Raw genomic sequence first — 13,581 nt, forward strand, 5'->3', positions numbered from 1 at the left:
TCCACAGGTGTGCATATTTAAGAATCGGAAATCTGGCCTCGAGAAGATATTTTCGTTTTCCCTCTACCCTGATTTAATCATGTTAAAAACTAAGTAACCTATGCCCAGCAAAAAGCAATCGAAAGGCTTGCAGTTCAATCGACGTTTCACCCAGGAAGGTATTTCCGTATTTGATCTGTTTGAATATGATTATCGAACGTCGGTGATCCGTAATCCGAGTGGTGAAGTTGTGTTTGAAATGAATAATGTAGAGGTGCCCAAACATTGGAGTCAGATTGCTACGGATATTCTTGCGCAAAAGTATTTCCGCAAAGCAGGCGTTCCGCAGCAGGATGGTTCGTTGGGTCGTGAAACATCTGTAAAACAGGTGGCGCATCGCATGGCTAATTGCTGGAGAGTATGGGGTGAAAAGTATGGCTATTTTGCTTCTGAAAAAGATGCCACTATATTTTATGAAGAGCTGGTGCATTGTATCCTGAACCAGTCTTGCACACCGAATAGCCCGCAATGGTTCAATACCGGTTTATTTGAAAGCTACGGCATCAAGGGAAAACCACAGGGACATTATTATGTAGACCCTGTTGACAATCAATTGAAGAAATCTACTTCAGCATATGAACGTCCGCAACCACATGCGTGTTTTATATTAAGCGTTGAAGATGACCTGGTTAACGAGGGCGGTATCATGGACCTGTGGATGCGTGAAGCCCGCATATTTAAATATGGCAGTGGCGTGGGTACCAACTTCTCCCATATCAGGGGCGAAGGTGAGAAATTAAGCGGTGGCGGCACTTCCAGCGGTTTGATGAGCTTTTTGAAGATCGGTGACCGCGCTGCCGGCGCCATCAAGAGCGGTGGTACTACCCGTCGCGCTGCAAAAATGGTTTGCCTCGATCTTGACCATCCCGAGATCATGGACTTCATTAACTGGAAGGTGGAAGAAGAAAAGAAAGTAGGAGCGCTTATAGCTGCCGGTTATCCCAGCGATTATGAGGGCGAAGCTTATAGAACTGTGAGCGGACAAAACTCCAACAATTCTATCCGCGTACCCAATGAGTTTTTTGAGAAGCTCGATAAGAACGAAGACTGGGAATTAAAGGCCAGAACCGATGGTAAAGTAATGAAACGCATTCCTGCCCGCGAAGTATGGAACCAGGTTGCCTATGCCGCCTGGCGTTGTGCAGATCCCGGTACGCAGTACGATACTACCATCAATGAATGGCATACCAGTCCTAAGGGCGGTCGCATCAACGCTTCCAACCCTTGCAGCGAATACATGTTCCTCGACAATACGGCCTGTAACCTTGCTTCTGCCAACCTGCGCCGTTTTTACAATGAAACCAATAACTCATTTGATGTAGAAGGTTTTGAATATATATGCCGTTTGTGGACGGTTGTGCTGGAAGTTTCAGTGCTGATGGCGCAGTTCCCTTCCAAAGAGGTAGCGCAACTGAGCTACGATTACCGCACCCTGGGCCTGGGTTATGCCAACCTCGGTTCTATGTTAATGGTAATGGGCATACCTTATGATAGTGAAGAAGCCCGCGGTATTGCTGGCGCGCTTACGGCTATCATGACCGGCGTAGCGTATAAAACATCTGCCGAGCTGGCTTCTTTTTTAGGACCCTTTGCACGGTACGAAGAGAACCGTGAAGATATGTTGCGTGTAATGCGTAACCACCGCCTGGCCGCGTACGATGCAGATGAGTACGAAAAACTGCATATTAAGCCACAAGGTATTAAAGCAAGATATTGTCCGGATTATTTGTTGAAAGCCGCTACCAAAGCCTGGGACGAAGCAGTACAATTAGGAGAAAAATATGGCTATCGCAATGCACAGGTAACCGTGATTGCCCCAACCGGCACTATCGGCCTGGTAATGGATTGCGATACCACTGGTGTAGAACCCGATTTTGCCCTGGTGAAATTTAAAAAGCTGAGCGGTGGCGGTTACTTTAAGATCATTAACCAGTCGGTACCCACCGCGTTGAAGAACCTGGGTTACCAGCAACGTGAAATAGAAGCCATTGTTAAATACGCAGTAGGTGCTGGCACATTTGTAGGCGCTCCTCACATCAATCATCAAACGTTAAGTGAGAAAGGATTTATTGCCGAAGAAATAAAGAAATTAGATGCAGCTGTAGCTTCCGCCTTTGAAATCGGATTCGTATTCAATGTTTACACGCTCGGGGAAGAATGCCTGCAGCGCCTGGGATTCAAACCTGAGCAATATTTTAATTTTGAATGGAGCTTGCTGGAAGCATTGGGCTTTACCGATGAACAGGTTGAGGCCGCTAATGATTTCATCTGCGGTACCATGACCATTGAAGGTGCTCCTTTCTTAAAGGCCGAACATTTGCCCGTTTTTGACTGTGCCAACAAATGCGGTAAAAAAGGAGAGCGTTACATTCACGCCCATGGCCATATTCGTATGATGGCAGCCGCACAACCTTTCTTAAGTGGTGCTATTTCAAAAACCATCAACCTGCCCAATGAAGCAACGGTAGAAGAAATCGCCGATGCTTACATGATGAGCTGGAAACTGGGTTTGAAGGCCTGCGCTTTGTACAGGGATGGTTCAAAACTGAGCCAGCCGCTGAGCAATAAGAGCGATAAGAAGAAAAAAACAGAAGAAGAAACAAGCGATAAAGCGCAAGCCATTGAGCCGCAGGAATCGAACATTGTTGACTTAGGCAAACTCACTATTACTGAATTATTAGGTGAAGTGCAAAAACGCGTGCAGGCTTCTCCCGATACCAAATTGAAACGGGAGCTGGCGCGAATTGTTGAACGCAGAACGTTACCGGCAAAACGCCGCGGCTATACACAAAAAGCCAAGATCAACGGACAAGCGCTGTTTTTGCGTACAGGCGAGTATGGCGATGGTACCGTAGGTGAGATCTTCATAGATATGGCGAAAGAAGGGGCTACCATGCGTAGCATGTTGAACTGTTTTGCCATTTCTATTTCAATTGGTTTGCAGTACGGCGTGCCGTTGGAAGAGTTTGTAGAGAAGTTCGTGTTCACCCGCTTTGAACCGGCGGGCATGGTAGATCATCCGAACATTAAGAGCACTACTTCCATTGTAGACTTTATTTTCCGTGCCCTTGCTTATGAGTACCTGGGTAGAACCGACCTGGTGCATGTACTCGACAGGCCCGAAGTAATGAATACCGGCACCGATGATTGGGATGAAATTCCCACCTCACTGGAGTATGAAAAAAAAACGCCACCATTGAGTGATGTACGGGTGGTGCCTGGTAAACCGGCAAAAGCACCGGAAGTAGAACCTTTAAAACCAGTAAAAGCCACTGTTAAAAAAGCAGAAGTAGGTATAGATGCAATCAATGCGGCAGCTAAAAGCATGCAAAGCGACGCACCGGCCTGCAATACCTGCGGACATATTACCATCCGTAGTGGAACCTGCTATAAATGTCTCAATTGCGGTAATAGCATGGGCTGTAGTTAATAAGTCCCGATTACACGTACCCGATCCAATATCCTTACGTCCCGGGTGAAATCGGGGCGGGCCGGCAACAGAACAAGTCTTGGCAACAAGCAATTGGCCGGCGCATTAATATTAAATTTTGGACGGTTATATTTTATAAACTATCCGCTCATTTTCATGAGCGGATTTTTCTTTTTAGGCCACGAAATGATGAACGCTGAAAGCAAAAGGTAGATTTGCCAGAAACGGTTGCCGGTTACCAGCCTTCCCGGTTCAACGTGCTTAATTTAGGTTCTTGATTTTTGGCTTTTTGTGATTTCCCCTCTTAAGACTATATCGGATTAGTAATCCATTCATCTTACCAAGCGGGCTGCTCATCTACTTATTTTTACATTTTTTTATATGTTTTATAATATTAATCTATTAAAGAAACCCGTTTAACCCTATTTGAAACCCAACCTTTGTACGCATGAAATTATTAACACTTTTATTACTCGCGATTGGTATTGTATCGTTGGCTTCCTGTAACCGGTACATTACTACATATGAAGCCGCCAATGGCAAGGCTAAATGTGGCAGAAGCATTCGCTAGCTGCGCCGCCTTCTGTAAACACAATTTTTATTCATTAAAATAATTTGCCCTGGGAGTTGATTCAACTGCCAGGGTTTTTTATGTCCAGTAAGATCCGGGAAGCGGGCCTTATTTCAGTACATAACTTCGTAGAGTGCGCCAGTTTTTCACCTCCCGCCACCAGCACCCTGTTGACCTCACAAAAAATACCCGGTTACCTTAATGCCTTTTTGGAGTAGGCAGAATGGTGTCGTTTTTATTTAATATATTGGTAGTCAAATATTTGAAATAAAAACGTATTGTAAATAGCACCACAAAGTGGTATTGCAACCGGGCTCGTAACGCTGTAGGTTTGCAAAAGAAATGATTACTCTTTTTGAAAAATATATCAGACCGAATTACTAAACCTAAGTATAGCCATTAAGAACAAATTTGCCCTAAAAACAGGAATCTCCCGCGAAAGCGGGATCGTTTCATGTGCACTGCTGGACAGGGTTCATTAATTTGAACCCTGTTTTTTATACCTGCCTTTGCCGGGAATCCTTACTTTTACGGCCTTAATGGGGGAAAACTGAATGACAGTCCAATTTGGTTATGATAAAAAGCAGGTGATACAGGCTTTACGTTATCACTTTTTAATGCGTCCGGAAATTAAGATCCTACTGATACTGATCAACGTATTTGCAATTACCTCTGCGGTATTGTTTGCCTTTAAGAAGATACAGGCATTATCGTTTTTAATATTTTCTTTTCTGTGGTTTTTGCTGATGCTGGTCATCTGGCGCATTTTACCAGGCAGCATTTATCGCAAATCTTTTACTTTCCAGGATCATTTTATCATGCATTTTGAGGAAGAGAACGTAGTGTTGGAAACCGCCAAAGGCGCTAAGGGCTGGGCCTGGAAACAGTTCAGCCATTTTGTAGAAAGCCCTTATTTTTTTCATTTATACTTCGATGCCCGCTCGTTTTTCCTGGTTCCCAAAGATTCGTTTAAATCTATCACCGACCTGCAAACAGCACGGGAGTTGTTAAGGAAGAAGATTGTGAAGAAATAGGGAAAGAAAATGAAGAATTAAAAATGAAAAACAGAGAAATTAAAAGGGAAAAATGCTTTAACCGTCATTTGGCGTGTAGCGTGAATTGTGCGGCGCAGCGGTGTATTCCCTTTCTCATTCCTAATTCTTAATTTCTCATTTTTCATTTCTATCCTAACCTGGTCTATACTTACTCTCTTCAAATATTTTCTTCGGATCGGTATTGAGCAGTTCGTTTAAAGAAAGCCCCTCATGCTTCGACATGTATTTCTTCACGATCTGCCAGCCGACAAATACGCCAATAGCGCCGGGTGACCGGTCGCCCAGTTCAGGTGTGCTGGGGGCTTCTTCCATATACGTTTTTATATTAACCGGGTCAATGCTGAACAGCAAACTATTGGTGAGAAAGAAATTCCAGATCTTACCCTCATTTTCATAGCAACCTTGCAGTTGAGCGCCCGTATAACCGGTCTTAACGGTATCTGCGGTATACGGTAAGATCTTATCCAGCACATATAACCGCTTCCCTTTATCAACCATTTGTTCTATCAATGCCTTGCTGCCAGATTTTTCAGGCGCAATATCGTTAATGATGTTCTTCATACAATTCACCGTAATGAAATCGGGGGTGAATCGCCGTGAAATGTAATCGGGAAATACCGATTGGCCCATGCTACTGCGGTATAATGAATAATTTTTTCCCATATGCAATTGCAGGCCAACCGCCAGCGCATCGCGGGTTATTACATCGCTGTACCCTTCCATAGGCCCGATGTACGTGATCAATTGCGGCGGGGTTTTATAGGCGGGGAAATAATATTTTACGAACTGCAACCCCTTCTCCACATCCTTTTCTATTGAATTGAAGTTGCGGAATACCTCGTCGGCTGAATCCTTGACAGGCCGGTAATCGGCAATAAACTTTTTCAGCAATGCCTGCTCCTGCGAACTGGTGTCGCTTATTCCAGGCAGTTCCATGATATTGTATAAAAAATCACCCAGAAAGAGCGGGTACTTTTCACTAAGCTGCTGCAGGGAGGCCATTATATGGTTGGTGTCTATGGCGAAGAAATCCTGTTCGAACCGTTTCACAGTAATGTCAATTTTGATGTCAGACACATCGGGAACGTTCTTGTCTTTACAGGAAAATAATCCCGCAATAACCAGTAAAACCAATCCTGCTTTTTTCATGGTATATAATTTTCATTGACCCTTTATGGGTTTTTGTCAGTATTTGTTTGATCTTTAAAAACCTGGATGTACCGGCTTTCATCGTTTCAAAGGAACGCCTGCCACCCGGTTTTTGTTGTAACGGCCTGCAATATAGGGCATAACAGGCTCAGCTTGTATCTCTTTGCACATTGGCGTAAATTTGCGCCTATAAAGCAAAAAACCTGGTGCTTTTTGTTCAAACCTAAAATATCGAAATGAAAATTGCCATCGCGCAACAAAATTATCATATAGGGAATTTCGAAGATAACACCCGAAAAATAATGGGGGCTATCCAATATGCTAAAAGCCGGAAAGCCGACCTGGTTATATTTTCCGAGCTAAGCATTTGCGGTTACCCGCCCCGCGATTTCCTGGAGTTTGATGATTTTATCAATGAATGCTATAAAGCGATTGATATTATAAAAGAGCAGGCCGATACCATTGGAGTAATTATCGGCAGCCCGCAACGAAACCCGTTAAAAGAAGGAAAAGACCTGTTTAACGCTGCCTGGTTGCTGTACGATAAAAAGGTGGTAGGCGTAGCCCATAAAACCCTGTTGCCAAATTACGATGTGTTTGATGAGTACCGTTATTTTGAGCCGGGGTTTGAGTGGAATGTGCTGGAGTTTAAAGGAAAGAAAATTGCCTTAACGGTTTGTGAAGATATCTGGAACCTGGGCGATAACCCGTTGTACCGTCAATGTCCTATGGATGTGCTGATCAATCAGCAGCCCGATCTCATGATCAATATCTCCGCTTCGCCATTCGATTACGATCACGACCAGGATCGGGAAGAGATCATTCGGGCTAACGTAGTGAAGTATGGCTTACCCATGTTCTATTGCAATGCCATTGGGTCGCAAACTGAAATTGTATTCGATGGCGGCAGCCTGGTGATGGACGCTAATGGACAGATCGTAAAGGAGATGAAATATTTTGAAGAGGATTTTGCGATTGTAAGCCTCGATGATATTGAAGTACAAAAGGCAAAACGTAAACCATTAAAGGCTATACCCGAATTTGATAAAGACATGCGGGTTTCGAAGGTAGAAGACCCCGAAAAGATCATTGAATACCTTACATCCGATGAAAATATTGGAGAAATAAAAGAAGCCCTGATACTCGGTATAAGGGATTATTTCCGGAAGATGGGTTTCACCAAAGCGATACTGGGTAGTTCAGGCGGTATCGACAGCGCTGTTACCCAGGCCCTGGCCACCCGGGCATTGGGACGTGAAAATGTGCGGGCTATTTTAATGCCTTCGCATTTCTCTACTTCCCATTCGGTAGCAGATGCAGAGCAGTTGAGTAAGAACCTGGGCAACCCGTATGATATTGTTCCGATAAAGAATGTCTACGATTCTTTCCTGCATACCCTGCAACCTATTTTTGGCGATCTGCCATTTGGGCTGGCCGAAGAAAATATACAAAGCCGTACGCGTGGGAACCTGTTAATGGCCATTTCCAATAAGTTCGGTTATATATTACTGAATACCTCAAACAAGAGTGAGCTGTGCACCGGTTATGGCACGTTGTATGGCGATATGGCGGGCGGCTTAAGCGTATTGGGCGATGTGTACAAAATGCAGGTATATGCCCTGGCCAATTACCTCAATCGCAATGGGGAGATCATTCCGGAGAATATCATTACCAAACCACCATCTGCTGAATTAAGGCCCGATCAAAAAGACAGCGATAGTTTACCCGATTATGCAGTGCTTGATAAAGTGTTGTACCAATACATTGAAAAGCGGAAAGGGCCCAAAGAACTTATTGCCATGGGCATTGATGAAGCGCTGGTAAGGCGGGTGCTGAAAATGGTGAACAGCAATGAATATAAACGGAACCAGTTCTGTCCTATCATACGTGTGAGCTGTAAAGCATTTGGCGTAGGCCGCAGGGTGCCGATTGTGGGGAAGTATTTGTCGTAAGCTAAAAGAAGAGCCAAACAACATATTTAATAAAAACGGGCTGACAATATTTGACAGCCCGTTTATTATTTTATAAAGTGAATGCGTTTTGAAACTATGATCAATGTTTGAAAATGGTAATGATTTTTGTTGTTGATGAACCGTCAAGCATTTCAGATGTGCATTCGAAAGTTGATTCAGTAAGCGTTTTAATTTTTATCAGTCTTCCGCTGCTTAATACAATCTCTGTTTCATTCTTCTGAAATGCCCAATTATATGTTTCAGCTTCATCACCACTGGTACATCTGGCTGTATTGTCATGCGATACCAGGGTGCCGTCGGTGTTAAACTTAAAAGTATCATCCACTTCACAGGCTTCTATTTTAACTTCTTCTTTGTCCAGTATCCCGTCGTTGTCAGTATCACGGCCATATTCTACATACTTCCATTCTTTTTCGGTTAACAGATCTTTACGGGACTTTTCTTTGTCGTTATCTTTTTTACAGGCGGTTAAAGAGGCAGCGGAAAATAATAATAGGAAAGTTGCTTTTGTAAATGGTTTATACATATTGGTTGATTTATAACGTTTATCATTAGGGTTGGCGGTCAAATAAACAGATTTTAAGTTATTTTATTGCGTATTTGAACAAACGTGGCAAAAATAATTGCAGAGCTTGCAGGAGGCTGATGAAAAGTATTTGTGTGAGAACGGAAAAAAGGCATTCTATGGCTTGATAAAATAAGTTCAGCAATAAAAAGGAAAAGCCTCCCGAAAATATCAGGAGGCTTTTTAAAAATTTTGTTCTTTTATTTTTAATGCTTCAAATCCAGCACAATATTAACGGCAGGAAAAGGCGCAACGGTCACTTCTTTTGTAACCCGTAGTTTAGTAGTTGTAAGCTCAATTACTTTTACATCGCCGCTGAACCCGCCGAAAATTGGATCGGGGCTATGTAATACTGCTCCATTGTCTTTAAACCACCATTTAAAGGACGTGGTTTGAGGATCTCCCGGGGAACATTTAGTTGCTCCTTCATTGACTGTGCCTGTACTATCGCTCTTAAAGGTTACGGTATTATCTTTTTCGCAGTTTTCAATGGTGCCTGCAGGTAATGGCTGATCTGGCGTACCGTTCTTATCAGCATCAATGGCGGCAGTATCATACTTCCACGTGGCGCTCGTGATCAATTGAATTTTTGCTTTTTCGTCATTCCCCTTGTCATCATCATCTTTGTTGCAACTAAAAATGATAAATCCAATGGAAAGCAATGCAAATACATAATTTTTCATCTTAATAGTTTTAATTTAATAGCCTAATGGATTTGGGTCGTCAATGGGGCCGCAAAATAAGACATCTATAGTATGAGCAAATTTTATTCCCTTTACGTTGCTTTCAGGTGTTGCAGAACTTTAAGAATACGATAACTATTAAATTGCCCGTTTATTGTATGTTGTGAAACATGTTTATTTTTATTGATTTTAGTGTTGTTTTTACAAGTTGGCAAGCATCTTGCAAAGGCATTTGCGTATTTTCATAACTGATTATAAATCATTCATACTAAACCCCGTATATGCTATTAACAGCAGATGATATCCGGCAGCTCAATGACAAAATTCAATATCAGAGCGCTTTTATCGACCGGCTCCGTGACGAAACAGCCCGGGTTATTATTGGCCAGCATCATATGTTAGACAGGCTGTTAATTGGTCTGTTAAGCAACGGGCACGTTTTGCTGGAAGGGGTACCCGGATTGGCTAAAACCCTCACTATTAAATCACTGGCGCAGGCTATTCATGCCAAGTACAGCCGTATTCAGTTCACGCCCGATCTGCTTCCGGCCGACGTAATTGGCACCATGATCTATAATCAGCAGAAAAATGAATTTATCGTACGCCGGGGGCCAATTTTCGCCAACTTCATCCTGGCTGATGAAATTAACCGCGCCCCGGCTAAAGTGCAAAGTGCCTTGCTGGAAGCGATGCAGGAAAGACAGGTAACAATCGGCGATAGCACCTATAAATTGGATGAACCATTTCTTGTACTTGCTACGCAAAACCCATTGGAGCAGGAGGGTACCTATCCTTTGCCCGAAGCGCAGCAGGACCGGTTCATTATGAAAGTAATTGTAGATTATCCTACCAAGCAGGAGGAACAGATCATTATACGTCAGAACGTGCAGGGAACAAAATCTCCTGAAGTGGGCAGGGTAGTGTCGATGCAGGAAATAACACAGGCAAAAGATTTGACGCGACAGATCTACATGGACGAAAAAGTTGAAAATTATATCCTCGATATTGTTTTTGCCACTCGTTTCCCCGAAAAATACAAACTGGAAAAATTAAAACCGCTCATTGCCTATGGTGGTTCACCCCGCGCCAGCATTAACCTGGCACTGGCCGCCAAAGCGCATGCCTTTTTAAATAAACGCGGTTTTGTTATTCCTGAAGATGTGCGTAGTATTTCAAAAGATGTTTTACGCCACCGTATTGGTTTAACATACGAAGCCGAAGCGGAGAATGTAAACGTTGAGAATATTATTGATGATGTTCTGCGTGTTATTCAGGTACCATAAGTATTCTGTTCACTGCCACTGACCCAAAGCCCAATAACAATGTTAACTACGGCTGAAATAATAAAAAAAGTTCGCGAGCTTGAAATTAAAAGCAAAAAGATCACCCGGCATTTATTTACGGGTGAGTATCATAGTGCTTTTAAAGGCCGGGGTATGTTGTTCAAAGAAGTACGCGAATACCACGCGGGAGATGATATCCGGTTTATTGACTGGAATGTATCAGCCCGCTTTAATCATCCGTTCAGCAAAGTATTTGAAGAAGAACGCGAATTATCGGTGATGCTGCTGGTAGATGTAAGCGCCAGCTCCCTGTTCGGTACTACATTGGCAAGAAAAAAAGACCTTATTACTGAGGTGGCCGCCGTACTGGCGTTTTCAGCCATCAGTAATAACGATAAAATAGGTGTGCTGTTCTTTAGCGATGTGATAGAAAAATTTATTCCACCCAAAAAGGGCAGGGACCATGGCCTATACATCGTGCGCGAACTGCTTACCGCAGAACCAAAAAACAAAGGAACCCGGTTAGGGCATGCCTTGCAACGGTTGAATAATACCGTTCGGCAAACCAGTATTGTTTTTGTGCTCAGCGATTTTCTTGACAATAATTTTGAAGATGGCTTAAAAGTGGCCGGTAAAAAGCATGATGTGATAGGCATTAAAGTGTATGATAAAATGGACATGCAATTACCCGATGCCGGTTTAATGGAAATTGAAGATGCAGAAACCGGGGCGCGCAATTGGATAGATACCAGCGATTACCTGGTACGGCAACAATATGAAGCTGCTTTTTTTAATCATACAAACTATTGTAAAAATATTTTTACGCGGGCAGGTTGCGACCTCCTGCATATACGCACCGGCGAGGACTATGTAAAAGTGCTGCAGAAATTCTTTATCGGGCGTAACCGGTAATTATGAAAAACCAGATTCTTTATATTATCCTGATTAGTTGTTTACTTGCCAGTCCGGTATGGATGCATGGCCAGGTGTTGGCCAAGGCATCGGTCGACCGCGACCAGATCCTCATTGGCGAACCCATTAAACTTACTTTTGAAGTACGTATACCGCTAGGTAAATCCTTCACCTGGTTTAACCTGGATACCATTCCTCGCTTTGAGATCATTGAAAAAGGAAAAACCGATACCACTGATAATATCGACGGAAAGCAATTTCACCAGGAGCTTACCATTACCAGCTTTGATTCGGGTATGGTGGCCATTCCACCCATGACGCTCAAAGTAGGCGACAAGTTGTATGCTACCGATTCCATTCCCATTGAAGTAAGTTATGCGCAATTAGACATTTCGAAAGATTACCGCGATATAAAAGAAATAGAAGAGGTGCCCAAGCCGGGCTGGATGGCCTGGATACCCTGGATTTTGGGCGCTGTTACCCTCATGGCAATTGCTGTTATTGTTTACCTGTTACGAAAACCAAAGCAAGCTGCGCCGCCGACACAACCGGTTCAACCCAAGCAAAGCCCTTACGAAGAAGCGTTGCAGGCATTGGAAGAATTGCGCAAACAGGGTTTCCTGCACAATGGAGAAGTAAAAACATATTATAGCCGGCTCAACGATATTTTGCGGGTGTTCCTGTTCCGTAAGCTGAAAGTGGCCACGTTAGAGAAAACAAATGAAGAACTTATTGCGCAATTGCGCCAGGTGCCTATGGATAAAGAGAGTTTCGCTCAACTGGTACAGGCTTTACAGATTGCAGACTTTGTAAAGTTTGCACGCTATCAGCCTGATGAAAATGATAATGAAAAAAATTTTGCCGTTATTCAATCGGCTATCAAAACACTAAATAATATTACCTGACCCTTGCTGTACAATTGGTTTGAAAATATAACATTTGCATATCCTGAAGTATTCGGATTGTTTGTATTTGTTCCGGCTATGCTATACTGGTACCTGAACAAATATAACCGGCAACAGGGTACAATGAAAGTATCTTCCCTGGCAGTTGTACGCAGAAGCAGCTCCTGGAAAAGTACCTTTCGGCATGCTCCTTTTGTAATCAGGCTACTGGCCCTGAGTTGCATTATCATGGCAATGGCCCGCCCGCAAACGCGTAATGATGAAGAGTTGAAAAACGGGCAGGGCATCGACATCGTGCTTTGTATGGATGTAAGCGGTAGTATGCTAGCGCAGGATTTTTTACCCGACCGGTTAGAAGCTTCCAAACAAATGGCGGCAGCCTTTGTAGATATGCGCCCCACCGATCGCATTGGCGTGGTTATTTTTTCGGGAGAAAGTTTTACCCTGGTTCCCTTAACTACCGATAAAACGGTATTGAAAACCCAGATATATAATATTCAACGCGGGTTACTGGAAGATGGTACGGCCATCGGTGACGGATTGGGCGTAAGCGTTGACCGGTTGAAAAGCGTAAAAACAAAATCGAAAGTTATTATCCTGCTTACCGATGGGGAAGACCAGGGCGGCCGCATTGATCCGCTGGCTGGTAAAGAGCTCGCAAAAGCTTATGGCGTTCGGGTATATACCATTGGCGTAGGGTCTGAAGGATATGCTCCGGTGCCTATTCCCGATGGAAGTGGCGGCACCACCACCCGGCAGCAAAAAGTGAATATCGACGAAAAACTGTTGCGCATGATTGCTACAGAAACCGGTGGTTTGTATTTCAGGGCACGTGACAATGAGAGTTTGAAAAAGATTTATACAGAAATTGATAAGCTCGAAAAATCACGCATAGAAGTTACCTCTCTCAAACGCTATACTGAACGGTTCTTCCCTTTTGCATTTATAGCAACCGCCTTGTTGTTGCTTGAAATATTTTTGCGATATACCTTATTTAAAAAATTCCCATAAGAGGG

12 protein-coding genes are annotated in these 13,581 nt (G+C 43.4%); 9 read left to right on the plus strand and 3 right to left on the minus strand.

What is annotated here, in order from left to right; genetic code table 11:
* Window positions 1–100: 100 nt before the first annotated feature.
* From FAM09_RS20265 to FAM09_RS20270, 4 genes are all read left to right on the plus strand, one after another.
* Window positions 101–3,469, plus strand: a complete 3,369-nt coding sequence (locus tag FAM09_RS20265; RefSeq protein WP_136578956.1) for a vitamin B12-dependent ribonucleotide reductase — start codon at window positions 101–103, stop codon at window positions 3,467–3,469.
* 448 nt (window positions 3,470–3,917) lie between these two features.
* The gene (locus FAM09_RS31440) at window positions 3,918–4,040 is read left to right on the plus strand and encodes a hypothetical protein (protein WP_262711675.1); all 123 of its coding nucleotides are present in this window, start codon (window positions 3,918–3,920) and stop codon (window positions 4,038–4,040) included.
* Window positions 4,041–4,120: 80 nt separating this feature from the next.
* On the plus strand, window positions 4,121–4,258 hold the full coding sequence (locus tag FAM09_RS30765) for a hypothetical protein (protein ID WP_153825466.1): 138 nt from the start codon (window positions 4,121–4,123) through the stop codon (window positions 4,256–4,258).
* A gap of 336 nt (window positions 4,259–4,594) precedes the next feature.
* Window positions 4,595–5,074 (plus strand): YcxB family protein, encoded by a 480-nt coding sequence (locus FAM09_RS20270; RefSeq protein ID WP_136578957.1) that lies wholly within the window; start codon window positions 4,595–4,597, stop codon window positions 5,072–5,074.
* A 153-nt stretch (window positions 5,075–5,227) separates the two neighbouring features.
* On the opposite strand, the gene gldB is transcribed toward FAM09_RS20270, so the two are convergent.
* Window positions 5,228–6,244: a gliding motility lipoprotein GldB gene (gldB, locus tag FAM09_RS20275; RefSeq protein ID WP_136578958.1), complete on the minus strand. Its 1,017-nt coding sequence runs from the start codon at window positions 6,242–6,244 to the stop codon at window positions 5,228–5,230.
* 236 nt (window positions 6,245–6,480) lie between these two features.
* On the opposite strand from gldB, the gene FAM09_RS20280 reads away from it, so the two are divergent.
* A complete protein-coding gene (locus tag FAM09_RS20280) occupies window positions 6,481–8,196 on the plus strand; it encodes an NAD+ synthase (protein ID WP_136578959.1) in 1,716 nt (571 codons plus the stop codon).
* A gap of 100 nt (window positions 8,197–8,296) precedes the next feature.
* On the opposite strand, the gene FAM09_RS20285 is transcribed toward FAM09_RS20280, so the two are convergent.
* Both FAM09_RS20285 and FAM09_RS20290 read right to left on the minus strand, forming a co-directional pair.
* A complete protein-coding gene (locus tag FAM09_RS20285; protein ID WP_136578960.1) occupies window positions 8,297–8,743 on the minus strand; it encodes a lipocalin family protein in 447 nt (148 codons plus the stop codon).
* Between the two features lie 245 nt (window positions 8,744–8,988).
* Window positions 8,989–9,465 carry a lipocalin-like domain-containing protein gene (locus FAM09_RS20290; RefSeq protein WP_136578961.1) on the minus strand — a complete coding sequence of 159 codons (477 nt, stop codon included), beginning with the start codon at window positions 9,463–9,465 and terminating at the stop codon, window positions 8,989–8,991.
* Window positions 9,466–9,746: 281 nt separating this feature from the next.
* Here FAM09_RS20290 and FAM09_RS20295 point away from each other — a divergent pair, with 281 nt between their 5' ends.
* Genes FAM09_RS20295 through FAM09_RS20310 form a run of 4 tightly spaced genes read left to right on the plus strand, consistent with a single transcriptional unit; the run spans window position 9,747 to window position 13,576 of the window.
* Entirely contained in the window at window positions 9,747–10,748 is a 1,002-nt protein-coding gene (locus tag FAM09_RS20295) for an AAA family ATPase (protein WP_136578962.1), read from the plus strand.
* 39 nt (window positions 10,749–10,787) lie between these two features.
* Window positions 10,788–11,660, plus strand: a complete 873-nt coding sequence (locus tag FAM09_RS20300; protein ID WP_136578963.1) for a DUF58 domain-containing protein — start codon at window positions 10,788–10,790, stop codon at window positions 11,658–11,660.
* Between the two features lie 2 nt (window positions 11,661–11,662).
* Window positions 11,663–12,565 (plus strand): BatD family protein, encoded by a 903-nt coding sequence (locus tag FAM09_RS20305; RefSeq protein ID WP_136578964.1) that lies wholly within the window; start codon window positions 11,663–11,665, stop codon window positions 12,563–12,565.
* Window positions 12,566–12,568: 3 nt separating this feature from the next.
* Window positions 12,569–13,576, plus strand: a complete 1,008-nt coding sequence (locus FAM09_RS20310) for a vWA domain-containing protein (protein WP_136578965.1) — start codon at window positions 12,569–12,571, stop codon at window positions 13,574–13,576.
* Window positions 13,577–13,581: the final 5 nt, after the last annotated feature.

It is taken from the genome of Niastella caeni (genome assembly GCF_004834005.1).
In the GTDB taxonomy this organism is placed as follows: domain Bacteria; phylum Bacteroidota; class Bacteroidia; order Chitinophagales; family Chitinophagaceae; genus Niastella; species Niastella caeni.

Bases quoted from the DNA above. Each gene is read 5' to 3' on its own strand.
- FAM09_RS20265 (WP_136578956.1), top strand. From the start codon at position 101: ATGCCCAGCAAAAAGCAATCGAAAGGCTTGCAGTTCAATCGACGTTTC.
- FAM09_RS31440 (WP_262711675.1), top strand. From the start codon at position 3,918: ATGAAATTATTAACACTTTTATTACTCGCGATTGGTATTGTATCGTTG.
- FAM09_RS30765 (WP_153825466.1), top strand. From the start codon at position 4,121: ATGTCCAGTAAGATCCGGGAAGCGGGCCTTATTTCAGTACATAACTTC.
- FAM09_RS20270 (WP_136578957.1), top strand. From the start codon at position 4,595: ATGACAGTCCAATTTGGTTATGATAAAAAGCAGGTGATACAGGCTTTA.
- gldB (WP_136578958.1), bottom strand. From the start codon at position 6,244: ATGAAAAAAGCAGGATTGGTTTTACTGGTTATTGCGGGATTATTTTCC.
- FAM09_RS20280 (WP_136578959.1), top strand. From the start codon at position 6,481: ATGAAAATTGCCATCGCGCAACAAAATTATCATATAGGGAATTTCGAA.
- FAM09_RS20285 (WP_136578960.1), bottom strand. From the start codon at position 8,743: ATGTATAAACCATTTACAAAAGCAACTTTCCTATTATTATTTTCCGCT.
- FAM09_RS20290 (WP_136578961.1), bottom strand. From the start codon at position 9,465: ATGAAAAATTATGTATTTGCATTGCTTTCCATTGGATTTATCATTTTT.
- FAM09_RS20295 (WP_136578962.1), top strand. From the start codon at position 9,747: ATGCTATTAACAGCAGATGATATCCGGCAGCTCAATGACAAAATTCAA.
- FAM09_RS20300 (WP_136578963.1), top strand. From the start codon at position 10,788: ATGTTAACTACGGCTGAAATAATAAAAAAAGTTCGCGAGCTTGAAATT.
- FAM09_RS20305 (WP_136578964.1), top strand. From the start codon at position 11,663: ATGAAAAACCAGATTCTTTATATTATCCTGATTAGTTGTTTACTTGCC.